21 protein-coding genes and 1 pseudogene are annotated in these 22,902 nt (G+C 62.7%); 13 read left to right on the plus strand and 9 right to left on the minus strand.

Annotation, left to right across the window (positions count from 1 at the left end; genetic code table 11):
* Positions 1-256: 256 nt before the first annotated feature.
* The 4 genes from NH14_RS02870 to NH14_RS02885 are packed head-to-tail and all read left to right on the plus strand — an operon-like array spanning position 257 to position 3,833.
* Positions 257-691 carry a hypothetical protein gene (locus NH14_RS02870; protein ID WP_035521662.1) on the plus strand — a complete coding sequence of 145 codons (435 nt, stop codon included), beginning with the start codon at positions 257-259 and terminating at the stop codon, positions 689-691.
* Positions 692-745: 54 nt separating this feature from the next.
* Positions 746-1,201: a DUF3302 domain-containing protein gene (locus NH14_RS02875; RefSeq protein WP_052147780.1), complete on the plus strand. Its 456-nt coding sequence runs from the start codon at positions 746-748 to the stop codon at positions 1,199-1,201.
* Complete coding sequence (locus NH14_RS02880; protein ID WP_035521660.1) at positions 1,202-2,380, plus strand: HlyD family secretion protein; 1,179 nt, start codon at positions 1,202-1,204, stop codon at positions 2,378-2,380.
* Between the two features lie 22 nt (positions 2,381-2,402).
* Entirely contained in the window at positions 2,403-3,833 is a 1,431-nt protein-coding gene (locus NH14_RS02885; protein WP_052147808.1) for an efflux transporter outer membrane subunit, read from the plus strand.
* Positions 3,834-3,981: 148 nt separating this feature from the next.
* On the opposite strand, the gene NH14_RS02890 is transcribed toward NH14_RS02885, so the two are convergent.
* Positions 3,982-4,185, minus strand: a complete 204-nt coding sequence (locus NH14_RS02890; RefSeq protein WP_035521658.1) for a hypothetical protein — start codon at positions 4,183-4,185, stop codon at positions 3,982-3,984.
* 216 nt (positions 4,186-4,401) lie between these two features.
* On the opposite strand from NH14_RS02890, the gene NH14_RS02895 reads away from it, so the two are divergent.
* Positions 4,402-4,704, plus strand: coding sequence for a DUF6440 family protein (locus NH14_RS02895; RefSeq protein ID WP_152617055.1), 303 nt, complete (start codon positions 4,402-4,404; stop codon positions 4,702-4,704).
* Positions 4,705-4,956: 252 nt separating this feature from the next.
* On the opposite strand, the pseudogene NH14_RS33320 reads toward NH14_RS02895, so the two are convergent.
* Positions 4,957-5,187 (minus strand): annotated as a pseudogene (locus NH14_RS33320) (transposase); the annotation flags it as partial.
* 497 nt (positions 5,188-5,684) lie between these two features.
* On the opposite strand from NH14_RS33320, the gene NH14_RS02905 reads away from it, so the two are divergent.
* The 6 genes from NH14_RS02905 (at position 5,685) to NH14_RS02930 (ending at position 12,436) form a co-directional block, all read left to right on the plus strand.
* Positions 5,685-5,855: a hypothetical protein gene (locus NH14_RS02905; protein ID WP_176329252.1), complete on the plus strand. Its 171-nt coding sequence runs from the start codon at positions 5,685-5,687 to the stop codon at positions 5,853-5,855.
* A gap of 52 nt (positions 5,856-5,907) precedes the next feature.
* Positions 5,908-7,050 carry a porin gene (locus NH14_RS02910; RefSeq protein WP_035521654.1) on the plus strand — a complete coding sequence of 381 codons (1,143 nt, stop codon included), beginning with the start codon at positions 5,908-5,910 and terminating at the stop codon, positions 7,048-7,050.
* 129 nt (positions 7,051-7,179) lie between these two features.
* The gene (locus tag NH14_RS02915) at positions 7,180-8,592 is read left to right on the plus strand and encodes a spinster family MFS transporter (RefSeq protein WP_035521652.1); all 1,413 of its coding nucleotides are present in this window, start codon (positions 7,180-7,182) and stop codon (positions 8,590-8,592) included.
* A 39-nt stretch (positions 8,593-8,631) separates the two neighbouring features.
* Positions 8,632-9,921 carry an aromatic ring-hydroxylating oxygenase subunit alpha gene (locus tag NH14_RS02920; protein WP_035521650.1) on the plus strand — a complete coding sequence of 430 codons (1,290 nt, stop codon included), beginning with the start codon at positions 8,632-8,634 and terminating at the stop codon, positions 9,919-9,921.
* A gap of 229 nt (positions 9,922-10,150) precedes the next feature.
* The gene (locus NH14_RS02925; RefSeq protein ID WP_052147777.1) at positions 10,151-11,536 is read left to right on the plus strand and encodes a spinster family MFS transporter; all 1,386 of its coding nucleotides are present in this window, start codon (positions 10,151-10,153) and stop codon (positions 11,534-11,536) included.
* 183 nt (positions 11,537-11,719) lie between these two features.
* Positions 11,720-12,436, plus strand: coding sequence for a GntR family transcriptional regulator (locus NH14_RS02930; protein ID WP_237179501.1), 717 nt, complete (start codon positions 11,720-11,722; stop codon positions 12,434-12,436).
* A gap of 126 nt (positions 12,437-12,562) precedes the next feature.
* On the opposite strand, the gene NH14_RS02935 is transcribed toward NH14_RS02930, so the two are convergent.
* The 7 genes from NH14_RS02935 to NH14_RS02965 form a co-directional block, all read right to left on the minus strand.
* Positions 12,563-13,888, minus strand: coding sequence for a 3-hydroxyacyl-CoA dehydrogenase (locus tag NH14_RS02935; protein ID WP_052147776.1), 1,326 nt, complete (start codon positions 13,886-13,888; stop codon positions 12,563-12,565).
* A gap of 7 nt (positions 13,889-13,895) precedes the next feature.
* Positions 13,896-14,678, minus strand: a complete 783-nt coding sequence (locus tag NH14_RS02940) for a crotonase/enoyl-CoA hydratase family protein (RefSeq protein WP_035521646.1) — start codon at positions 14,676-14,678, stop codon at positions 13,896-13,898.
* A gap of 64 nt (positions 14,679-14,742) precedes the next feature.
* Positions 14,743-15,735 carry a PDR/VanB family oxidoreductase gene (locus NH14_RS02945; protein WP_237179502.1) on the minus strand — a complete coding sequence of 331 codons (993 nt, stop codon included), beginning with the start codon at positions 15,733-15,735 and terminating at the stop codon, positions 14,743-14,745.
* Positions 15,732-16,985 carry an aromatic ring-hydroxylating oxygenase subunit alpha gene (locus NH14_RS02950; protein ID WP_035521645.1) on the minus strand — a complete coding sequence of 418 codons (1,254 nt, stop codon included), beginning with the start codon at positions 16,983-16,985 and terminating at the stop codon, positions 15,732-15,734. Before NH14_RS02950 ends, NH14_RS02945 begins: the two co-directional genes overlap by 4 nt.
* 33 nt (positions 16,986-17,018) lie before the next feature.
* Positions 17,019-18,020, minus strand: a complete 1,002-nt coding sequence (locus NH14_RS02955) for an amidohydrolase family protein (RefSeq protein WP_035521643.1) — start codon at positions 18,018-18,020, stop codon at positions 17,019-17,021.
* 61 nt (positions 18,021-18,081) lie between these two features.
* Positions 18,082-18,459, minus strand: a complete 378-nt coding sequence (locus NH14_RS02960) for a RidA family protein (RefSeq protein ID WP_035521641.1) — start codon at positions 18,457-18,459, stop codon at positions 18,082-18,084.
* A 36-nt stretch (positions 18,460-18,495) separates the two neighbouring features.
* Positions 18,496-19,218 carry a GntR family transcriptional regulator gene (locus tag NH14_RS02965; protein ID WP_052147774.1) on the minus strand — a complete coding sequence of 241 codons (723 nt, stop codon included), beginning with the start codon at positions 19,216-19,218 and terminating at the stop codon, positions 18,496-18,498.
* A 311-nt stretch (positions 19,219-19,529) separates the two neighbouring features.
* Here NH14_RS02965 and NH14_RS02970 point away from each other — a divergent pair, with 311 nt between their 5' ends.
* Together NH14_RS02970 and NH14_RS02975 are read left to right on the plus strand one after the other, a co-directional pair.
* Positions 19,530-21,680, plus strand: a complete 2,151-nt coding sequence (locus tag NH14_RS02970) for an acetate--CoA ligase family protein (RefSeq protein ID WP_035521639.1) — start codon at positions 19,530-19,532, stop codon at positions 21,678-21,680.
* A 26-nt stretch (positions 21,681-21,706) separates the two neighbouring features.
* Complete coding sequence (locus NH14_RS02975; protein ID WP_035521637.1) at positions 21,707-22,900, plus strand: acyl-CoA dehydrogenase family protein; 1,194 nt, start codon at positions 21,707-21,709, stop codon at positions 22,898-22,900.
* Positions 22,901-22,902 lie beyond the last annotated feature (2 nt).

Below are 22,902 nucleotides of genomic sequence, written 5' to 3' on the forward strand. Positions count from 1 at the left end.
GCGGGCAGCGCGCGACGCGCATAAGTTTCCAACACTACTGCAGCGTTTGATACACGCATATCTCCATGTGCGCTGCGCGCTCCATTGGAAGGGAACTCAACAAATGAATGGGAATGATCATGCCGCAGCCCCAAGAGAGGGCGCCAGTCTGTTCGCCATCCTTCTATCAGGAGGACGCCACGCGATTGAACGATTGCGGCCAAAGAATTTTTTCCGGCGCTGTGGTGCGGTACCGGCAATCGCACACAGGCTCGCTTTGACTGCCGTGCTGGCCGGAGCGGGCAACGCACAGGCGCAGGACGTTCGCGATGACGGGTGGGTGCGCATCTTGCCGCGTTCCGGTTACGGGTTCGGGTTCTATATGGAAGCCGCGCGGCCCGCGGCTTCCACCGGCGCGATGCCGGGCAAGTATGACCTGCTCTATACGGACCGGGCGCAAAGCGCGCGGTCCGCTACGCCGCTGAACGCAGTCAATCGTTCGCCAGCGGTACCGTCAATGGACGCGAAGGCTGGCACGGCGCCGGGTGGCTTCGAGAGCGCAGCCATGGCGACGCTTGCGCCAGGCTTGAACGGGGCCGTGCCGCTCATGGTCTTCGCGGGTTCCATATCGAACCGGTGTGCTGGGAACTACGCAATCTGCGAGCCCAATCGCTTCATCCATGAGCCAGTTCTGAACGTGCACGCGCCTTGATGCAGGGGCAGCACGTCCAAACAGGACTGCATCCATCTTTTTATACCGGAAACTATGGCTAATTATTCGCGCATCAGTAATGCATTGCTCAAATCGAGTCGATATTTCGCGGCCGGCGCCGCGCTTCTGGAAATCAGTACACCGTCTTTCGCCGCCGTCCCGCGCGGGGTGCTCGAGCACGCGGCCGACCTGATCTCCTGGGTCGTTCTCGCCGTCGTGCCGGTTGCCGGCATCTACGTTTTCTGGATGCTGCACGTTTTGCCGGAAAAGGTAGCCAGAAAGAAGCAGCATCCGCAGAAAGAAGCCATCCACGCCCTTTGTTTGCTGTCGCTGTTCTTCGGAGGGCTCCTGTGGCCGCTGGCCTGGCTATGGGCGCACACCAAGCCGGTTTTCTATCGGGCGGCGTATGGCACGGACAAGGCGCCACCGGACGAAGTCGAGCCCCAAGTCTCCAAACACCGCATGCGCGCCGTAACGAACGCCCTGGCTAACGAGAAGGAAGCGGTTTAGATGGAAATTTTGATTCTGGGTATTTACGCATTCTGTGTATGGCTGGTCTTTTTCAAATTCGAATGGCTGCCATGGAACACCGTCTCTATGGTCGTCGCTTTCACGATACCAATCGTTGCTCTTACAACCATAGTTCTGACACTCAACGTGGTGGCGCCTTCCACACACGAAGTCAGGGTCGTCGCCAAGGTGCTTCAAGTCGTGCCGCAGGTCAAGGGGCGCATCGTGGAGATTCCGGTTGAGGGCAATCGGCGCTACAGGAAAGGCGATGTCCTGCTGCGCATCGACCCGACGCCCTATGCGCTGGCGGTCGAGCAGCTCGAAGCAAAGTTGCGCGCTGACGACGCAGCCGTTGCAGAGGCCGAGGCGTCGGCGCGTCAGCTCGCGGACTCCGTGCGCCGCGAAGCGGGGAAAGTCAGCACCGTGCAGGCGTCGCTGGCGCTGGCCCGACAACGGCTGACGGAGCAGGATGCGCTGTTTGCGGCGGGTGCCGGGTCGAAGTTCGACCGCGACGATGCCCTGGCACGGCAGCGTGAGCTGGAGGGTCAGCTCGTGAGCGCCCAGGCAGAGGAAGACGCGGCGAAGGAAAAGCTTTCCGCGAAAAGCCAGGGTGAGTTCGCCGCGATTGCGGCGGCACGCGCCCATCGGGCAGAAACCGGAAGCATGCTTGAAAACGCGAAGTGGCAGCTTGCGCAGACGGTCTATCGCGCGCCGGCGGATGGCCAGGTCGTGAACCTGCAGGTTCGTGTGGGGACGATGCTGGTGCCGCTGCCACTGACGCCAGCATTCAGCTTCATCGAGGATGACCAGGAGCTGGTCGCGTTCTATGACCAGAACGAGCTGTACAACGTGCGCGAGGGGGATCCGGCGGAAGTTTATCTGCCGACGAATCCCGGAGCGATTCTGGATGCGAAAGTGGATTCGATCGTCTGGGCGCAGTCGCAAGGTCAATTTGCGCAAAGCGGCACGTTGCCCAACACTGGCGCGGCAGCCGTGAGCGCGAATCGCTTCGCGGTCAAGCTGGCGCTCCGTGGCGAGTCGAAAGGACGTGTGCTGCCGGTTGGAGCGGTCGGGGCGGGCGCGATATATACGGAGCACGTGGAGGCGATTCAGATCATTCGCATGGTGTTCCTGCGTGTCAGCTCCAAGTTGAACTACCTCGTTCTCAAGCTGCATTAAAGGACTCGTTGTGACGTATTCGATGCGTAAAAAAACGCTGTTTCTTCTACTCGCGATTCAATTCGGATGGTTGTCTGGATGCGCGCTCGAGAATCCGCCTGCGGCCCCCGAGCTTGCCAGTCATGCAATTCCGGCGCACGACGATCATCGGCAATGGGTCAATGGCGCCGTACCGGGCGACCCCGCCGCCGGCTGGCTGGCCAGTTTCAACGATGCCCAACTGAACCGGCTGGTGCGCGAGGCAATGACCCATAACGGCGATCTGGCGCTAGCCGCCATTCGGGTCCAGCAGGCCGAAGCGCTGGTGGCTGAGCAGAACAGCGGCCTCCTTCCCAGTGCGGGGGTGAAGGGGCGGGTGGGCGAATCCGAATCGCAGTATCTTTCCGTTGGCGTGAGTTGGGAACTCGACCTCTGGGGGCGCATCCGTGCGCAGGCCCGGGCGGCCCGGTCCGAGCATGCTGCCTCGGAGGCCGATTATGTATGGGCGCAGCGCGTAGTCGCGGCCACGACTGCGAAGGCCTGGTTTGCGCTCATCAAATGCACGCAATTCGAAAGCAAACTGCAGCAGATCGTCGACACGCAGGCGCAGATCGTGAAGATCGAAGATCACCGTGTGGCAATCGGCGCTGCGCCGCAAACGGAGCTTCAGGAAGCGCGAAATAAGTTGAGGGTTCATCAGGATGCTCTCATCCAGGCCACGCTCGCCAAAAACCGCGCCTCGCAGGCAATGGAATTGCTGCTGGGCCGCTATCCAGGCGGCGAAATTCAAGCGGGGCAGGACATGCCGGCCTTGCCCGCGGCCCCGCCAGCGGGCTTGCCCGCAAGCCTCATCGAGCGCAGGCCCGATATGGTCGCGGCCTCACAGCGCGTTGCAGCGGCGTTCGACCAGCGGCAATCGGCTCAGGCCGCGCGTCTGCCCAATATCTCGATCAATGCGGCGATTACGGGAATTCGCAGCAACGTGCTGACGCTCATGGACTCCAGCAGCCCGGTCAAGGGGGTGAGCGCCACGTTGCTCGCGCCCATCTTTACCGGAGGCAGGCTCAAGGCTCAGGCGGACTACTACACGCAGGCGCAAAAGGCGGCGATTGTCACTTATGGCAATTGTGCGCTGCAAGCCCTAAGCGAAGTCGAAGCGGGCCTTCAGGCAGAAACGCGTTATGCCGCGCGCGTCACGCAGTTGCAGGCACGCGTGGACGAGAGCCAGACGCTGTTGGGCACGCAAGAGGCGCGGGCAACGATTGGGTCGACGGACAGGCGCAGTGTGTTGGAGGACCGGCAAGCGTTGTTGCTGGCGCAGAAGGATCTCGTCGATGTACGCGGCGATCAACTCAATCTACGTGTCGATTTGCTGCTCGCACTGGGTGGCGACTGGCAGAGCCCGGGTGTTGCGGGCGCGAATGAGGGTGACTTTGCGCTTGCGGATGCTCCGGTTTCTAACGTGGTGCATTGACGGAATGATACGAATGGGGTGATTGGGCGAAAGGCTCGGAATCAATTAAAAAGCCTTCGTTCAGTGGCCGCGCGCCGCTATGCTGCACCAGGGTTGCGACGAGGCTTCACGAGCACGGCTTTTCACGGGGGATGGAACCAGAGGCCGGCTATGCGGAATTGCGGATTCGAAGCGCGCCGCAGCATCGCCTCAGTGGCTTGCTGGTCGTCGAAGTGGCCAGAGTTTGCCGGGTCGCGAAGCGTCTCAGGACCGGGACCGCCAGCGCTTCGGTGACCTGCGGGGTGGTCATCCACATCATCAACGACCGCGGCGTGTGCAGGGCGGAAAGAAGATCGGAGTCGAGTTTGGCCATGTGTGGATCTTCCGGAACAGTTGGGACAGAAAATGTCCCGATCAGCTGATACTTTTGCCACTTCGGCGGAAAATTCCCATGCTCGATGCGGATTATCGGGTGAATCCATGGAGCAGGTGGACTGCTTTTGACAGCGAACGCAGGTATAGTCTTGGGGCGCAGACCGAGGATGTCATTTGTCGCAAGGATGCCGGCAAGAGTGGCCCACCAGATTGAATGACTGATGAGGTAACGGGTCACACTGCGCCGGATAATAATAAGGAAGCCGACTTAATGAAGTACCCATTGTTTTTCGCGTGGGCGATAATTGTCTTTGCTGTTGTGGTTGTTTTATTTCCCGATGCTCTCAAGTTAACTCCAATGGGGCCGGCCCTCTTTGCCGAACTGCTGGTGAAAACAGACGACTACGTGCACATATACGTCGACCGTGAAACCGGGTGTCAATACGTGAGAGTGGGCTGGAGCATTACGCCGCGACTTCGGCGGGACGGCAAGCCGATGTGTGGCCTTTCAAAATAGGGGTGGGGGACATCACGAAGTCCCGGCGAAAAGCCCAGCGAGCTCGCGCGGCACGCTGAGCCGTTTCCGCTACGCTGGCGACGTTGCCAACCGATCGGAGGTGCTATGCGACTGATCATCGAGGCCCGCGTAGAGTGCGAGGAAGCGCGTGCGATCGATGCAACGGTTCTTGCTGTGGTTGAACGAAATGACCTCAGCCTCGCCGATCTGGGACTGACACTTGCTGAAGGTCGTGCCTTGCTCGCACACCTGGATATCGAGCGCCTGCTCCGCCACCAGCCGCTTAAGCCGCTGATTCTCTTCCTCAAGTTGCCGCAGACGCCGCGTCTCTGACACATCTATATCGCCGTAGCGGCTACGCCAGGTGTAGAACGTCGCATCCGATATGCCGTGCTTGCGGCATACGTCCGAGACCTTCATGCCAGCTTCGGCTTCCCTCAGCCCCCCGATAATCTGCTCTTCGCTAAACCGCGACTTCTTCATGACAAGGTTTTTCCTGTCACGCAGCACAGAGCTTAACGTCCTGCCACCTCTGCACACCCTTATAACGCTCCTGCTTGCCGCTTGCACGCCACGGACCAATAGCCGCTGCGCGATACAACAAGCTTGAAGCGGTGCCAGTAAGCGACTCCGTACACATACCATGATAGTTGCGTTAGCAACGAATTGCGAGTTCGCCGTGGGTTACCATCTCGGTCTTTTTGCACTGCCCGCCTTGCGGCCGTCACCGCCCTTGCCCCCGGGGCACTTGCCCGCTCCGACGTACTGTGTCCCTGGCCGATGCATTGATCAGACGAATTGCCCTGGTGAAAACGAGCATTCCTTTGACGCTAGTTCGTCTTGCGCGGCAAAAGGTTATGCCGCAGAATCCATAAAAAATTCCACAGAGCACTTGTGGCATACAAAGAGCTAACCTGCTACTACCTGGGACCCGCGAAAGAGACACCAGAAGTGAAGGGGCTGACAGCGCAGCAGCTGTGGTGCAGGGTCCGTTCGCGACGGCGTGCCACGACGCCTCGGCCTACGGCATTCGCTACGCGATGTTGGCCGTGAGCGTGGTGCTGCTGTGGTCGGCCGCGCATTACTTCCTTGCCTCGCGTCACCTTTCTCGCAGCAAGCAGTTCGTAGCCGTCGGCAGCCGACGGAAATAGACCGGCAATAAAAAGCGGGCGCCAACGCCCGCTAATACACGGAGATCGTAAAGTGAAGAAGAAGTTATTGGCGGGTGTGATAGCGGCCGCAGTGGCGGGAGGTGCGCACGCGCAAAGCAGCGTGACGCTGTACGGGATCATCAGCGATGGCCTCACCTATGTGAACAACGCGGGCGGCCACTCGGTCGTCAAGCTCGATGACGGGATCAACCAGGCATCGCGCTGGGGCCTGCGCGGCGTCGAGGATCTCGGCGGCGGCCTGAGGACGATCTTCACGCTGGAGAACGGCTTTTCGCTGAACACGGGCACCGCGAGCCACGGCGGCGCGCTCTTCGGGCGCCGCGCTTTTGTGGGGCTGCAGAGCACGACGTTCGGCACGCTGATCGCCGGCTACGACTACGATTTCATCTACGACTACGTCTCGTACTACACCAACGTCTCACAGTTCGCGCCGTCCTACGCGTTCCACGGTGCGTATGACATCGACCGTCTCGCCGGCGAGCCGGTGAGTAATATGGTGCGTTTTGAAACGCCGACCTGGCACGGCATCACGGCGGGCGTGATGTATGGCTTCAGCAATATTCCGGGCGCCTTCGCGGGAACGCCGACGGGCAACCCGCGCGTGATCAGCGCGGGCGTGAAGTACAGTCCGACCGGCACGTTCAACGCGCCTTACTCGGGTTCGCTCACATTCACGAAGACGCAGGGCGGCAACGCGGCGCGCGGCGTGGGCACGATGGCGCAGGTCGCGCTCGACGCGCAATCGATCTATACGATCGCGGCGGGTGGCATGTATAGCCTGACCGATGCCTGGTCGATCAATGGTGTGTACACCTACACCAATGCTTCGCAAAGCCCGCGCGGCGTGGTGACGGTGAGCGCCTATGAACTGGGGACGAGCTACCGGTTCGGACCGGCGCTTACGGTGGGTGGTGGTTTCACGTACGTGGACCAGCACAAGCTCGGCAAGTACGATCTCTACACGGCAGGCGTGGACTACCGACTCTCGAAGCGCACCGACGTGTACCTGTTCGGTGTCTGGCAGCACGCGTTCGCGGGCCAGAAGTACGCCGACAGTTTCCTGATCTCGACCCCGTACTCGGTGCCTGGTCCGGGCGGGTCGCTCTACGGCAACAACGCTTCGACCACGGCTAACCAGTTGGCTGTGCAGGTGGGTATCCGGCACCTCTTCTAACGCTTTTGCGGCACGCCGGCAGCTCGCCTGGAAGCTGCCGGTGTTTTTTAGGAATCCTGTTCGAAGCGTGAGGCGGTTCAGACCGGCTTGTCCGCGAGCCCGCCATCAACGCCTGGAGAAGACGAGGTCATGGAAAACGCCGGGAACATACTGCCCGCTGTCGGGGCCAAGAGGGGATCGAAGTATCGTGCATGGCTCTTGTTGTTGTTGAGCCTGATTTACGCATCGAGTTTCATCGATCGCATTTTCATCGCCGTGGTGGGGCAGTCGATCAAGGTCGACATGAACCTGAGCGACCTGCAGATCGGGCTCCTGGGCGGCTTGGCTTTCTCGCTCTTCTATGCGACGCTGGGCATCCCGATGGCCCGGCTCGCCGACCGGATGAGCAGGGTTACGCTGATATCGCTGTCGATTGCGGCATGGTCGGTGATGACTGTGCTATGCGGCAATGCAGGCAATTTTGCGCAGTTGCTGCTATACCGGCTTGGCGTCGGTATTGGCGAAGCTGGCAGCACGCCCACCGCGCATTCGCTGATCTCGGACGAGTTCCCCGAGGGCCGCCGCGCCACCGCCCTGGCGATCTATGCCCTCGGTCCTCCGCTTGGCGCAATAGGCGGCGCGATAGGCGGCGGCATGATTGCGCAGCATTACGGCTGGCGTCCGGCCTTCTGGGTCGTCGGCGTGCCGGGTCTGATTCTCGCCGTCATTGCTTATCTGAGCCTGCGCGAACCTGAACGCGGGGCCATGGACGGAATCGCCGCAGTCGATGCCCAGCGCAATGCCTCGCTGGGTGCCATCGCGGGCATCCTTTTGCGTAGTCCTCTGTTCCTGCAACTGTTGCTGGGTACGGTGATCGGCGCGTTCGCCCAGTACGGCATCAACCTGTTCATTCCGGCGTATCTGACGCGCGAATTCGGTCTGAATGCCGCGCAGGCCGGGCTGATGTTTGGTCTCACGATCGGCGTCGGTGGCGCGATTGGCACGACGTTCGGCGGATGGATTGCCGATAGGGCCGGAACCCGCGACAAGCGCTGGTATGCCTGGGTGCCAGCCTGGGGCACGCTGCTTGGGTTCGTGCCTGCCTCCCTCGCGTTCATGCAGTCCGACTGGCATATCGCGGCGGCGTTACTGTTTCTCGCCACGATCCTGTTGAGCTCATGGAATGGCCCCACATTCGCCGCGATTCATGGCCTCGTTGCGCCCCGCATGCGCGCTACGACGTCGGCGTTCGTGTTCCTGATGATGAACTTCGTCGGCCAGGGCGGCGGGCCGACTTTCATCGGATTCCTGAGCGATCGCATCGCCGCCCATCTGTTCGCGGACGGTGATTATTCGAAAGTCTGCCGAATCCCGCATGGCGCTCATGGCGCTCATGGCGCTCAGGGGGCGATTGGGGCGGTGGCGAACTCGCCGTTCGCGCACGCCTGTGCGGACGCTTCGTCGGCTGGCCTGCGCTACGCGATGCTCTCGATGAGTCTGCTCCTCCTATGGGCTGCGTTCCACTACTTCCGCGCCGTGCGCCACGTCGACAAGCGGCATTGATCGAGGCATCGTCCAGTCGCAATTACGAACCCAATCATCATGCTTACCGAAGAACAGAATTGCCAACTGACTCAGGTTGGCCCCGGCACGCCGATGGGCGAACTGATGCGCCGGCACTGGCATCCGATCGCCGGCATCGACGAACTCGAGCGCGAGACGATCAAGCCCGTGCGCCTGCTTGGCGAGGATCTGGTGCTCTACAAGGACCTGGGTGGACATTACGGCCTGATGGAGCGCTACTGCGCGCATCGCGGCGCGGACCTGGCCTACGGCTTTGTCGAGGAACATGGACTGCGCTGCAACTATCACGGCTGGCATTACAACCATGGCGGGCAGTGCGTGGCGCAGCCTTACCAGGATCTGGTGGCGCCGCACGGCGCCATGCGTGAGCGGATCAGGCTGAAGGCCTACGAGGTCCGTGCGTGCGCGGGCCTGCTTTGGGCCTATCTCGGTCCTCAACCGGCGCCACAGTTGCCGGATTGGGAACCGTTCCACTGGCGCAATGGCTTCGTGCAAGCCGCATTCGCGAACGTGCCCTGCAATTGGCTGCAGACGCAGGAGAATTCAATTGATCCGCTGCATTTCGAGTGGATGCACGCCAATTGGGGGCGTCGCCTGCGCGGCGAGCGGGACTATGCGCCGGTACACCTCAAGATGGCATTCGAGGAATTTGAGCACGGCTTCATCTACCGGCGTGTGACCGAGGATACCGACGAATCGCATCCCCTCTGGACGGCCGGTCGTGTCTGTCTCTGGCCCAACGGATTTTTCCTCGGGGACCACTTCGAGTGGCGGGTGCCCATCGACGACGAAAATACGCTCAATGTGACTTGGTCGTATATACGCGTGCCCCGCGAGTCCGAGCCCTATGTCCAGGAGAGTATTCCGACCTGGCATGCGCCGGTCACGGATCCTCAGACCGGCAAATGGATCAGCTCGCACGTGATCAACCAGGACATCATCGCGTGGTGCGGACAGGGGCGTATCGCAGACCGCACGCGTGAAAACCTGGCCGCCAGCGACGCGGGCATCTTGATGATTCGCCGTCAGTATTTCCGGGACATGGAAGCCGTAGCGCAGGGGCTTGAGCCGAAGGGCGTGCGTCGGGAGGCTGCCGGCGTACAGGGCATTCCTCTGCCCTGTGGAGACTGGCGGGAGTTCTTCGCGAACAGCTTGCCTCGCAGCGAGTATGAGCGTCACCCTAAATGGAGCAAGCTATTGCATCACTTCCTGTTCCATCCGGGGCAGCCCGATGCAGTCCGCCGTGCGTGCGAAGCGGCCACTGGCGTGACGATGAAAGACGTCGACAGCGCCGCCGTGACGGTCTGAGACAGGCCGCAACCACGAGGACGGTTTTCTCTTTGACGTGTCGTGTCATCGGTGCCAGATAGGTGAAAACCATGACGCGTCTGGCTGCCACGGTCGTTGCATGACCAAAGGTTATGCAGGACAATCCATTAAGAATTCCACAATCGCTATCGTGGTATACATATAAATCGACAAGAGCCGCGAAACTGGCAGAGCCCGCGGCATTGTGCGAGATCATGGAGACATTTAGATGACGGAACTTACTGCACAGAATGTGAGTACGAAGTCGGGCAGCAGCGGGTATCGGTGCTGGTTTTTGCTGGTACTGGTATTGATCTATGCGTCGAGCTTCGTCGATCGCATCATTGTTGCTGTCGTTGGGCAGGCCGTGAAGAGCGACATGAGCCTCAGCGATTTCCAGGTCGGCCTGCTCGGCGGTCTCGCGTTCTCTATTTTTTATTCGGTGCTCGGCCTGCCGATTGCGCGTCTGGCTGACAAGTTCAACCGCGTCGTACTGATCTCGATCTCGATCATCGCCTGGTCCGCGATGACTGCGTTGTGTGGCACGGCAGGCGCCTTCTGGCAGCTGATGTTGTACCGCCTTGGCGTAGGTATCGGCGAAGCGGGCAGCACGCCGACCTCGCATTCGCTGATCGCGGACCAGTTCGGGCCGCGCCGCCGCGCAAGCGCGCTCGCAATCTATGCGCTGGGCCCGCCCATCGGCGTGCTGGCCGGCGCGCTCGGCGGCGGCTGGCTCGTGCAGCATCTCGGCTGGCGTCCAGTCTTCTATGTGGTGGGACTGCCGGGTCTCGTGCTGGGCCTGCTGGCATGGCTCACGCTCCGCGAGCCGAAGCGCGGCGGCGCCGATGGCATGGCTGCTGCAACGAATGCGAGTGCTCCGCCCATGAGCGAGGTGTTCAAACTGCTCATGTCCAGCCGCGCCTTCGTGCAGATGCTGCTTGGTACTGTGGTCGGCGCGTTTGCGCAGTATGGCGTCAACCTGTTCATCCCGATGTACTTCATTCGCGCTTACGACATGAGCTTCGCTCAGGCCGGGCTAATCTTTGGTCTGGTGCTCGGCGTGGGCGGTATCATCGGCAATACCCTCGGCGGCGTATCTGCGGACTGGGCCAGCGCCAAGGACCGCCGTTGGTATGCGCGCATTCCCGCGATCGGTACCGCATTGGGTTTTCCGACGCTGGCACTTGCTTTCCTCTCGAACCAGTGGCAGGTAAGTGTCGCTCTGCTATTCATCGGTACGATCGCGCTCAACCTGTGGAACGGTCCGACATTTGCCGTAGTGCAGAGCATCGTCGAGCCGCGCATGCGCGCGACCGCGTCGGCAATCGTGTTTCTGCTCATGAACCTGATTGGTCAGGGCCTGGGTACGCCGGTGGTCGGATTCCTGAGCGACCATATTGCATCGCATCTGTTCACGCAGGGTGACTTCCATGCTGTGTGCACTCTGCCGAAGGGGCCGCATGGTACTGCGGCCGCCTTCCAGGGGCCGCTCGCGGCGGCCTGCCACGACGCCTCGGCCAACGGTGTGCGCTATGCCATGCTGGCGGTGACCGTGATGCTGGTCTGGTCGGCGGTGCATTACTTCCGCGCGCAGCGCCATCTGAAGAACAGCTAAGCTTTCTCTGCATGCATCGACCGACGGCGTCGTGTCCAGGACACGACGCCGTTTTGCATTCTGGATCAGACAAGGGGCACAACTGGTATACCAATGGGGTATCATAGGACTACAAGCTGGTACGCATTATCTCGTTCAACTTCTCATGTTTGCGATTCTCATTCGATGAATCAGGTTCCAAAATTGAGCCGATCGGCCGAAATCAAGGCGCTTCTCGAAGCGGAAATCGAACGCGGCGAACTGGTCCCGGGTGCGACGCTTGACGAGCGCGCACTGGCTGCGCGCTTCAATGTGTCTCGTACGCCGATCCGCGAGGCGCTGCAGCAGCTCGCGGCCCAGCAGTACGTGCAAATCGTGCCGCGGCAGGGCGTATTCGTGAACAAGATGTCGGTGCCGCAACTACGCGATGTGCTCGAGCTTCTCAGCGAGCTGGAGGTCGTGTCGGCCCGTCTGGCAGCGCGGCGCATGAATGACGCGCAGCGAGCGGCGCTGCAAAAGGCCGTCGACCAGGGCGTGGCGGCATTGCAGGAAAACGATGCGCGCGGGTTCGCGCGCGCCAACGTGGCATTCCACGAAGTGATCTGCAACGCTTGTCATAACGATTATCTGGCCGATCAGATTCGTTCGATCCGCCGGTTGATTTCGCGTTACAGGCCAAAGCCGTTTCTGGCGCCAAGCCGGCGCGAAAAGGCTATTGCCGATCACCAGAAACTGGCGCAGGCGTTGCTTTCGGGCGATGAAGCCGCCGCCGAGGCAGCCATGGCCGAACATTCGCCCGGCGGCGACTCGGGCTTTTCGGAGTTCCTCGCCACGCTGCCGCCTGAATATTTTGCTGGCGCACCCACGTCGGGCCGCGATGACGCCATTTCTTCGACGGAACCTGTCTTCGAAGACGAGTGACAGGGTGCCAGTCGGTCCAAGCCCGAGTGCACTCGGCAGGGCCCCCAAAACGACGGAGCCCTCGCAAGGGGCGAGGGCTTTCGTAGACAGTGTTGCGCCGGCAAGCCGGCGCACCTTTACTGAAGCTCAAAGATCGGCAAACCGGCCGTTGCTGGCCGCAAGCTTATCGAGCAGCGGCGCCGGTTTCCACCAGTATCCGTACTCTTCGTGCAGCCGCACGATGTCCCGATAGACATTCGCGAGGCCGATCTGGTCGGCGTAGTACATCGGGCCGCCGCGCTTCGCGGGGAAACCATAGCCGGTCACGTAGACGATATCGATGTCGCTCGCGCGCAGCGCGATGCCTTGCTCGAGCAGCTTCGCGCCTTCGTTGATCATGCCGTACATGCAGCGCTTGATAATTTCGTCCCGTGAGATCGGGCGCCGCGCGATGCCCATGCGCGCCGATTCGTCGACGATATATTGCTCGATCTCCGGATCGCGATGCGGCGTGCGGTCGCCCGCTTCATAGCGATACCAGCCCTTGCCGCTCTTTTGGCCAAGGCGCCCCATCTCGACGAGTTTCATGATGAGGTCGTTCCAGCGGCGGTCGTTCGCACGCGTGGTCATCTGCGCCTTGCGCGTCTGGTAGCCGACGTCGTTGCCGGCCATGTCGTGCACCGCGAAGATACCCATTGCGTAGCCGAAATCCTTGAGTGCGGCATCGACTTCGTGAGGCAGTGCGCCGTCTTCGACGAGAAAGTGCGCTTCGCGGTTGTAATTGCGGAACAGCGCATTGCCGATAAAGCCCGGATAGACGCGCGCATAGACCGACACCTTGCCCATGCGGCGGCCCAGCTCCATGAGCGTGGCCACGGCGTCGTCGGAGGTCTTGTCCGCACGCACGACTTCAAGCAGGCGCATCACGTGCGCGGGGCTGAAGAAATGCGCACCCACGACGTCCTGCGGGCGCTTCGTGACAGCGGCGATTTCGTTGATGTCGAGCCCCGACGTGTTGGTCGCAAGGATCGCGCCGGCCCTCGCGTGCAGGTCGAGCTCGCGGAAGATGCCTTGCTTGAGGCCGAGATCCTCGAACACGGCTTCGATGATGATGTCGGCGTCCTTGACATCGGCAATCGAGGTCGAGCCCGTAATGAGCCCGAGGCGCTCGTCGCGCGTGGCGACGTCCAGCTTGCCGCGCTTGACGCTGCCGTCGTAGTTGTCGCGGATGCGCGCAAGACCGCGCGCGAGGCCGTCGTCATTGGCGTCGATCAGCGTGACCGGAATGCCGGCGGCGACGAGTGCCATGGCGATGCCGCCGCCCATGGTGCCGGCGCCGATCACGGCGGCGTGTCTGATGTCGCGCGGCTTCACGGCGGCCGCAACGGGGATCTGCGCAGCGGCCTGCTCTGCGGCTTTCACATGGGCCAGTGCCGCGGCTTCCTGCGGCGTGAGTTCTGCGGGTGTGCTCATCCTTGCTTTACTCCGGCTTGACGAGTTTGGCGTTTCCGTCCACGAAATTTTGCAGACGGGCAGCGGTTTCGGGCGAACGCATCATGTTCGAGCTCATGTACTCGAGGAAGAGGCCGTCCTCGTGCGAGAGATCGTTCACACGCGGCAGCAGGTTCGTGATGCGCCAGTTGGTGTCGGGCACGTTCTGCGCGATCTTCGCGGCGAGTTCCTTCGCTTGGCCGAGTGCTCCGCCTTCCGGCGTCAGGTAGGTGATGATGTGTTCGCGCTGGCCTTCCTCGGCGCTCAGCAAGCGGCCCGTGAGCATCATGTCAGCCATCATGGTGTAGCCGACAACGCGCTGGATGCGAACCGTGCCGCCGCCGCCCACGAAGATGCCGCGCTGACCCTCTGGCAGCCCGAAGAAGCAGGTCTTGTCGCCGACCCGCACATGAGCGGCGGTCGCCAGCTCCAGACCGCCGCCGACGACGGCGCCGTGGAGCGCGGCAACGAACGGAATCGGGCCACGCGCGATGAGATCGAACACTTCGTGCCACGTGTGACGCCGGCGCTTTCTCGGGGGCGCCGTCTGTCCGGTGGCCCGCGACAGCGCCTCGCGCAGATCGAGTCCGGCCGAGAAGTTGCCGCCGTGGCCGTAGATGACACCGCACATGGCTTCGTCGCCGGCGCGGTTGACGGCGTCGCGCAACTGCGAAATCACTTCTTCGTTGATCGCATTGCGCTTGTCGGGACGATTCAGGCCGATCAACGCCACGGCGCCGTCGAGTTCATAGGTAACCAGGGTTTCGCTCATACGGCGCTCCGTTGGATAGGTCCGGTAATGTTCAGTAGGACGGATTGATTGCTTGCGATCGCAGTCACAGATCGAGCACGAGACGTTTGCCGTTGCAGCGCGAGACGCATACCTGCATCACCTTGCCGGCGTTTTTGTCGGCGTCCGACAGGTAGGTGTCGCGGTGGTGGACTTCGCCGCTGCAGACTCGCGTCGAGCACAGGCCGCAATACCCGGCGCGGCAGTCGTACATGACATCGACGCCGTTATCGAGCAGTGTGTCGAGTACGGATTTGTCGGCCGGCACGCTCAGTACCTTGCCGGAGGACTTCAGCTCGATCTCGAAGGCGGTGTCGCCCTCCTGCGGCGCGGCTTCGCTGAACAGTTCGTAATGGAGGTCGCACTCGTGCCAGCCGCGATGGCGCGCAGCGGCGAGCACCGCGTCGATCATGCCGGCCGGCCCGCACACGTAGATCGGCTGGTTGAGCTGCGCGCCATCGAGCAGCGCGTCGATCGACAGGCGCGTGTCGCTCTCGTCATCGGCATGCACCACGAGGCGCTCGCCCGCGAAGGCCTGCAGTTCGTCGACGAACGGCAGCGCGTTGCGCGTGCGTCCCGAGAAGTGCAGCGTGTAGTCGCGGTTCTGTGCGCTCAGTTCCGCAGCCATGGCCGCCATCGGCGTGATGCCGATGCCGCCGGCAATCAGGATGACTGAAGGCGGCGCGGCGAGCGGGAAGTGGTTGATGGGTGAGCGCACCGTGAGCTTGGTGCCGGTTTGCAGCGTGTGCATGAAGCGCGAGCCGCCACGACCCTCGTCCTCGCGCCGGATGCCCAGACGGTACGCGCGCACGCCGGTGCGCGTGTCTTGCTGCGGATCAGTGTTGATCAGCGAATACGAACGCCACTGTGCGACGCCGTTGTCGGCAGCCGGAACCTCAACCTGGATATGCGCGCCCGGCTCGAAGCCCGGCAGCAACGCGCCGTCCTCGGCCTCGAGCGTGAAGGACTTGATCAGCGAGGTGGACGCGTCAACCGACGCGACACGCAGCTTGAGAGTAGGTGCGAGCATGGTGGTCATGGCAACGGGTCTTGCTTTGTATCCGCCAGGGAGCGCCAGTCGCCGCCGGCCTGCAGCACGCCGCCGACCGAGACGGCCTTCGAATAATCGAGTTCCGGGCTGTCGGCGAGCGTCGGCGTCTTGCCGGACATGAACTCGCGCACGGCCTTCAGCAGCAGCGCACGCACGCGCAGCACGGCGCCATCGGCCGAGCAAAGCTGTTCCTGGGTGCGGTCGTAGATCGGGCCCTGGCCGAGGAACATCGCGAAGTCTTCCGTGCCGAGGTGCTGATAAAAGCCGGTCGCGTGACCGCGCTTCATCAGGTCGCGGTTCTGGCCGAACGATTCCTCGCGCGTCCCCGGGGGCAGCGGCGGGAAGTTCCAGACGTCCGGCGTGGCCGACATGATGGTCATGCCGAGCGGGCGGTGCGGGTTGTACTGGATGAACCACGCGCGGTGTGTGACGTCGTCGACCGGAGTCGAGAAGAACACCGTCGTCGGGCCCTTCGCGTCGGGCGGGCAGATGATGCCGTACCAGGGCATCACGAAGTTGTTCACGCGCGCATAGACCTTCTCGTCCGGCAGGTCGCGCAGGGCCGCATAGCGATAGCCGTACGGGCGATCCTCGAAGTCGAAGCGCGGCGCGAGCGCCTTCGTCATGATCATGCGTTCGTTGCCGCCGCCCGCAGTGATCTGCGTGGTCGACTCGTGCAGCACGCCCACGTGCGACGAATCCATCGAGGCCTCGACCGCCTGGACCCAGTTCGTCGGCACTTCGACGCTCGTCACCGAGCGGTGTTCCGGCCCGAGGTCCATGAACGGCAACTCCGGGAACGGCGGCGCAATTTCGCCCTTGCCGAGCCACACCCAGACCACGCCGCCACGCTCCACGACGCGATACTGGCTGGTCTTCACGCGCTTGCAGAACTGCGCCTGATCGCCGACCTGGTTCGGCGCCTCGACCACGGCCCCCGATGCATCGATCTTCCAGCCGTGGAAGATGCAGCGCAGGCCGTTGTGTTCGTTGCGCGCCATCATCAGCGACGTGCGGCGGTGCGGGCACAGCTCGTCGACGACGCCGACATGGCCGTCGGTGGCGCGGAACGCCACGTAGCGGGTGCCGAGCAGGCGCACCAGTACGGGCGAACCGTCGGCTTCCAGTTTGGCCGAGGGCACGGCCGGAATCCAGTAATGCTGGCGGATCATCTCGCCCATCGGCGCGCCGTTCTCGACGCGCGTGAGCAGTTCGTTGTCTTCGCGGCTCATAGCCATGATGAGTACTCCTCGCGGTGTGCGCGTCGCGCGTCAGGCCTTGTAGTTACGGAATGCGCGCGTGTAGACGCGTGTGCAGTTGCATTCGAAGATGTTCTTGCGCTGCGCTTCGGTCAGCCATTCGATGCCTTCGATCACCGGCTTCATGTCGTCGTAGTCGCGGCCCGAGACCGGGTCCCGCGCGCTGCCGGTGCCCGGCTTCTCAGTGCCGAACATGACGTTGTCGGTGCCGGCCACTTTCAGCAGCAGTTCGATCGAATCCTTCGAGTAGTTGCAGGTGTCGAAGTAGAGCTTCTTCAACTGATCGTCGAACGACACCGGGCTGTTGCGGCGCGCTGCCCATGCACGGAAACGGCCCATCTGGTAGGGGATGCCGCCGCCGCCGTGCGCGACCACGATCTTCAGGTTCGGATACTTCTCGAACACCTTCGATTCGAGCAGCGAAATGACGGCGATATTCTCTTCGTTGATGAACTTCAGCGTGTACGACTCGCGCGGATTGCAACTGCCGGCCGAGTGGATCAGCGCGGGTACGTCGAGTTCGGTCATCGCGTCATACAGCGGGTACCAGAACGGGTCGCCGAGGCCAGCCGGCGCCGGGCCTTCGCCTTCGGTCGGGTCCGGGTTCAGCAGGGTGCCGACGAAGCCGAGTTCGTTGACGCAGCGCTTGAGTTCGGCGACGCAGTGCTCGGCCGGCGACTCATTCATGAACTGCGGCAGGCCGGCCACGCCACGGAAACGGTCCGGGAACATGTCGACGAAGCGCTTGATCAGGTCGTTGCAGTGACGCGTCCACAGCTGCGTGACGCGCGACGGCTTGACTGAGTGCATCTGAAGGTAGGGGCGCGGTGAGATGAACTGCACGTCGGTGCCGACTGCATCCATGCTGCGCACGAGTTCCTCGGCCTGCTTGCGCACCGCCTCGTCGGGGATGTTTGGGGTGGCTGACGGATTCGCCCGGCCGCCGACGAGTTCCGCCATGTAGCGGAAGCTTTGCGGTGGCATGACGACGTGGGCGTGGGAATCGATGATCATGGTTGAGCCTCAGTTCGGTAGGGGTCTTCAGTTAAACGGTGAGCCAAAGGGTTTGCGGCGCTTACGCGATCACCGCAAGGGTTTCGAGCTGGATGACCATGCCGTGCTGCAGGTCGTACACGGTGACATGGCGTGCCGGGCGATGCGCGGCATCGGGCCACAAGGCAAGCCAGTGCTCGTTGATGTGTTCGCGCACCGAGTCGTCCTTGATGTAGACGGCGAGTTTCACTACGTGGTCCAGCGTGGCCCCGCCTGCCTCGAGGAAGCGCTTGATGTTCGCGAATGCGAGACGCACCTGTTCTGCCGGGGCATCGGCGAGCTTGCCGGTGGCGGGATCCTTGCCGGCGATCGCCGACGAGCACAGCACATTGCCAACGCGTGAGCCGACCGGAATCGGCACCTTGTGCGTGAGGCCTGGAACATCGATGGATTGGGGCATGTCTTCTCCGTGGATTCGTTGAGATGGCAAGGCCTGTCAGTCCTCGCCGGTATCGAAGAAGTGGCGCGGCACGGCCGCGAGGAATTCGGAGAAACCGGACGTGCCGGCCGGGACGTGCTTCATCATGGCTTCGGCTGCCTGGGCTTCGTGGCCGTCCTGGATGGCGCGCGCGATCTCGAAGTGCTCTTGCAGCGAACGCGTGATCTGGCTGCGGTTGCGCAGGTCGGCCACGCGGTAACGTGCCGAACGGCGGCGAGCGGTGCGGATCTGCTCGGCCAGGTACTGGTTGCGGCTGCCTTCGTAAATCAGCTCGTGAAACCGCGTGTTGGCTAGCGCATACTGGGACGCATCCCCTGCCACGGCGGCCTGCTGGCACACCACCAGCATCTGGTCGAGTTGTTCGCGCAGCTCGTCGCTGGCGCGGCGCGCGGCGAAACGCGCACACAGCGCCTCGAGCTCGCCAATGTATTCCAGCATGGCGCGCACTTCTGCAATCGTCAGCCGCGCCACTGTGATGCCCTGGCGCGGCGAGACGACCACCAGTTCACGCGCGATCAGGTGCTGAAGCGCCTCGCGTACTGGCGTGCGAGACACATTGAAGCGGGCGGCGAGCGCGCGCTCGTCGATCGGCGCGCCCGGGGGGAGTTCACCCCGCTCGATAGCAGCCTCCAGCGTGGCGCGAATATCGCTTGCGCGACTCGCACTGCTGCGCGCGGGAGCTTCGCTGCGCTCGAGGGTGGGCTCGGCTGGAAGTTTCATTGAGGAGTGAATGCTCAGGTGTTTTCAGGTGTAGAAAATATACCACCAATTATTTGTGGCATTCAACGCCGCGTTTGTCTCGATGTTGTCAGGTCCCTCTTCGTGGGATTGGGTAATTCAAAAAAATCTTTATAAATCAATTAAATATCAGGATTTTACGGGGCGTGCGGAGGGTGTCGTAGGGAAAGTACCAGGGTGGGATTTTGGCGCTTGGTGTATTGAAAAGGCCATGTTTGTATGCCAGAATCCGTCAAGTCACGGCGGTTCTGGTATGCCAGAGCCGGTTCAGTCAACACCACAGGTCAGACCAGATGAGCAAGAGCCTTTTAGATGTAGCCGGCGTGCAGCCTGTAGAGCGTGTGCTCAAGCCGAAATCGATTGCGATCGTCGGCGCATCCGCCGATCCGCGTGCTTTCGGTAACTTCGTGCTGCAGAACCTCGAGCGGTTCGGTTATGCGGGCGATATCCATCTCGTGTCGCGCAGCAGCCAGGAAATCAACGGCCGCGCCTGCGTTAACAGTGTCGAGTCGCTGCCGCAAGGCGTCGATCTGGTGGTGCTGTGCATTCCCGAGTCGGGCGTGCTCGATACGGTGCGCACGCTCGGCACGCTGAAGGCGGGCGCCGCTGTGATCTTCGCGTCCGGCTATGCCGAGGCCGGCGACGCAGGCCGCGCGAAGCAGGAAGAGCTGGCACGCGTCGCGGCAGAAGGCGGCGTCGCGTTGATCGGTCCGAACTGCATGGGCTTCACGAACTTCGAAGCCGGCGTGCCGGTGACCTTCGAAGCCGTGGCGCCGTACCCGGCCCGAGGGCGCCGTGGCGTGGGCGTGGTGGCGCAAAGCGGCGCGATGGCCGCGAACCTGCGCGACGCCTTCATGGGCCGTGGCCAGCCGATGACGGCAACCGTCTCGACCGGCAACGAGGCAAGCCTCGGTATCGAAGACTATCTGGCGTGGTTCATCGCCGATCCGCAAACGAGCGCGATAGCGGTCTATGCCGAACAGATCCGCCGTCCGCAGACCTTCCTGCAACTGGCACGTGAAGCGCGCGCCGCAGGCAAGCCGATCGTGATGCTGATGCCAGGCAAGAGCGCGCGTGCGCGTGAGGCGGCGCAGTCGCACACTGGCGCACTGGCCGGGGACCACGCGAGCGCGAGCGTCCTGCTGGCGCGCGAAGGCGTAGTGGTGGTCGATTCGCTCGACGAGCTCTTCGACACAACGACGATCCTGGCGCGCTTCCCGGTGCCACCGGCGGCCGGCACGGCCGTCATGACGGCTTCGGGTGCGGTCAAGAACATCACGCTCGATTTCGCCGAGGACATCGGCCTGACGCTGCCGCGCCTGACCGAGCCGACCATCCAGAAGCTGACCGGACTGCTGCCTGACTACGCCGTGGCCGACAATCCGCTCGACTACACGACGATCGGCGTGCGCAACCCGGGCCTGATCGGCGAGCTGATCGACACGGTGCTGGCCGATCCGAATATCGGCTCGCTGGTGCTCTCGATCATGGGCGGCCCGTCGATCGCCCAGCGCGACAAGGCGGACCACCTCGTGCCGGCACTCGCACGCGCAACGAAGCCGGCGGTGCTTGCGGTGATGGGCGACAACAACAAGCTCGAAGACTTCTTCACGGAAGCGATCGCCGCGAGCGGCGTGCCGTTCTTCCGTTCGCCGGACCGCGCCCTGCGCGCCTGCGCCCGCGTGGCCGCTTACGGCGAATCGCTGGCGCGCGCGGAACGCGCCCGCACCGATGCGCCGAAGGCCATCCCGCTGCCGGGTGCCGTGCCGCCGAACGGCATCTTCGCCGAATACCAGGGCAAGGGGTGGCTCGCCGCGGCCGGTCTGCCGGTGCCAAAGGGCGGCCTCGCGAAGTCGCTCGACGAAGCGCTCAGGATTGCAGATGAAATCGGCTACCCGGTGGTGCTCAAGGCCCAGGCGAGCGAGCTGCCCCACAAGAGCGACGTGGGTGGCGTGGTGGTCGGCATCGCCGACGCTGCTGCGCTGCACGCAGGCTGGGAAAAGCTGCACACGAGCGTGAAGTCGCACCGTCCCGAACTGGTGCTCGACGGCGCGCTGGTCGAGGCGATGGGCCCGCGCGGACTGGAACTGGTGGTGGGTGCCAGGCGAGACGCCGACTGGGGGCCGGTTGTCCTGGTCGGTCTTGGCGGCATCTTTATCGAAGTGCTGAAGGACGTGCGCCTCGTGCCGGCCGACATGTCGGAAGAGGACATTGTCATCGAACTCGGTCGCCTCAAGGCCGCGGCGATGCTCGAAGGCGTGCGCGGCGCCGCGGGCGTGGACGTGAAGGCGGTGGCGAAGGCCGTGGCAGCGATAGCCGACCAGATGCGTGCCAACCCCGAAATCACGGAAATCGACGTTAACCCCCTGGTTGTCTATCCGGACCGCGTGCTGGCGCTCGACGCCCTCGTGGTCTGCGGCGCCCAGAGTCCCGCACATCACTGAGCCCCGGGTCTGAGGAGACACATCGAATGAAGCTGGAATTCTCTGCCGAGGACCAGGCATTTCGCGCCGAAGTGCGCGAGTTCGTGAAGCAGAACCTGTCGCCGCGCGTCAAGCGCAAGGCCGAACTAGGCCTGCGTATCGAGCGTGAAGACTACGTCGAGTGGTACACAAAACTCTACGAGAAGGGCTGGATCGCGCCGTCGTGGAAGAAGGAAGACGGCGGTCCTGGCTGGACGCACGTGCAGCGCTATATCTTCGATGAGGAAACGTTGCTCGGCGGCGCGCCGCGTATCGTGGCGAGCGGCATCAACATGCTTGGCCCGGTGCTCAATGCCTTTGGCACGCCTGAACAAAAGGCCAGATACATCCCGAAGATTCTGCGCAGCGAAACGTGGTGGGCGCAAGGCTTCTCGGAACCGGGCGCTGGCTCGGACCTCGCCGCAGTGCGTACGACCGCGGTGCTTGCCACGGACGATGAGGGCGAGCACTTCGTCGTCAACGGCCACAAGGTCTGGACCTCGTACGCTCACTGGTGCGACATGATGTTCGCACTGGTGCGTACCGATCCGAACGCGAAGCCGCAGGAGGGCATTTCGTTCCTGCTCATCGACATGCATGCGCCGGGCGTGGAAGTCCGCCCGATCAGGATGCTCGAAGGCGGCACCGACCTCAACGAGGTCTACCTGGACAACGTACGCGTGCCGAAGGAAAACCTCGTCGGCGAGCTGAACAAGGGCTGGACTTACGGCAAGTACCTGCTCGGTCACGAGCGCACCGGCATCGCCGGCATTGGTTCGTGCAAGCAGCAGCTTGCGCGCGCCAGGCACCTCGCGAAGCAGCAGGGCCTCGAGAACGACCCGCTGCTTCAGTCGCGTATCAGCCGATTCGAGGTCGAACTGATGGCTCTCGAATTCACCGGCCTGCGCATGCTCAGCGCGAACCAGGCGAGCCGCGTACCCTCGGTCGAAGCGCCGATGCTCAAGGTGCGCGGCACGGAGCTGCGCCAGGGGATATATGCACTCCTGACTGAAGTAGCGGGTCCGTTCGGCGTGCCGTTCGACGAGCAGGCCATGCTCGATGCAGCCGGCTACGAAGGCCCGAGCCCGGACGAACTGGTTGCGGTCGCGGCGAACTATTTCGACGCACGCAAGGTGTCGATCTACGGCGGCACAAACGAAGTGCAGCGCAATCTGATCAGCCGCGCGTTCTTCAATGCTTGAGG

It is taken from the genome of Paraburkholderia sacchari (assembly GCF_000785435.2).
Taxonomy (GTDB): domain Bacteria; phylum Pseudomonadota; class Gammaproteobacteria; order Burkholderiales; family Burkholderiaceae; genus Paraburkholderia; species Paraburkholderia sacchari.

Excerpts from the sequence above, each read along its gene's own strand:
- NH14_RS02895 (WP_152617055.1), top strand. The coding sequence starts at position 4,402 with ATGACTGATGAGGTAACGGGTCACACTGCGCCGGATAATAATAAGGAA.
- NH14_RS02935 (WP_052147776.1), bottom strand. The coding sequence starts at position 13,888 with ATGAGCACACCCGCAGAACTCACGCCGCAGGAAGCCGCGGCACTGGCC.
- NH14_RS02950 (WP_035521645.1), bottom strand. The coding sequence starts at position 16,985 with ATGGCTATGAGCCGCGAAGACAACGAACTGCTCACGCGCGTCGAGAAC.
- NH14_RS02965 (WP_052147774.1), bottom strand. The coding sequence starts at position 19,218 with ATGAAACTTCCAGCCGAGCCCACCCTCGAGCGCAGCGAAGCTCCCGCG.
- NH14_RS02890 (WP_035521658.1), bottom strand. The coding sequence starts at position 4,185 with ATGGCCAAACTCGACTCCGATCTTCTTTCCGCCCTGCACACGCCGCGG.
- NH14_RS02925 (WP_052147777.1), top strand. The coding sequence starts at position 10,151 with ATGACGGAACTTACTGCACAGAATGTGAGTACGAAGTCGGGCAGCAGC.
- NH14_RS02970 (WP_035521639.1), top strand. The coding sequence starts at position 19,530 with ATGAGCAAGAGCCTTTTAGATGTAGCCGGCGTGCAGCCTGTAGAGCGT.
- NH14_RS02975 (WP_035521637.1), top strand. The coding sequence starts at position 21,707 with ATGAAGCTGGAATTCTCTGCCGAGGACCAGGCATTTCGCGCCGAAGTG.
- NH14_RS02880 (WP_035521660.1), top strand. The coding sequence starts at position 1,202 with ATGGAAATTTTGATTCTGGGTATTTACGCATTCTGTGTATGGCTGGTC.
- NH14_RS02960 (WP_035521641.1), bottom strand. The coding sequence starts at position 18,459 with ATGCCCCAATCCATCGATGTTCCAGGCCTCACGCACAAGGTGCCGATT.
- NH14_RS02885 (WP_052147808.1), top strand. The coding sequence starts at position 2,403 with ATGCGTAAAAAAACGCTGTTTCTTCTACTCGCGATTCAATTCGGATGG.
- NH14_RS02920 (WP_035521650.1), top strand. The coding sequence starts at position 8,632 with ATGCTTACCGAAGAACAGAATTGCCAACTGACTCAGGTTGGCCCCGGC.
- NH14_RS02940 (WP_035521646.1), bottom strand. The coding sequence starts at position 14,678 with ATGAGCGAAACCCTGGTTACCTATGAACTCGACGGCGCCGTGGCGTTG.
- NH14_RS02915 (WP_035521652.1), top strand. The coding sequence starts at position 7,180 with ATGGAAAACGCCGGGAACATACTGCCCGCTGTCGGGGCCAAGAGGGGA.
- NH14_RS02955 (WP_035521643.1), bottom strand. The coding sequence starts at position 18,020 with ATGATCATCGATTCCCACGCCCACGTCGTCATGCCACCGCAAAGCTTC.
- NH14_RS02945 (WP_237179502.1), bottom strand. The coding sequence starts at position 15,735 with ATGACCACCATGCTCGCACCTACTCTCAAGCTGCGTGTCGCGTCGGTT.
- NH14_RS02875 (WP_052147780.1), top strand. The coding sequence starts at position 746 with ATGGCTAATTATTCGCGCATCAGTAATGCATTGCTCAAATCGAGTCGA.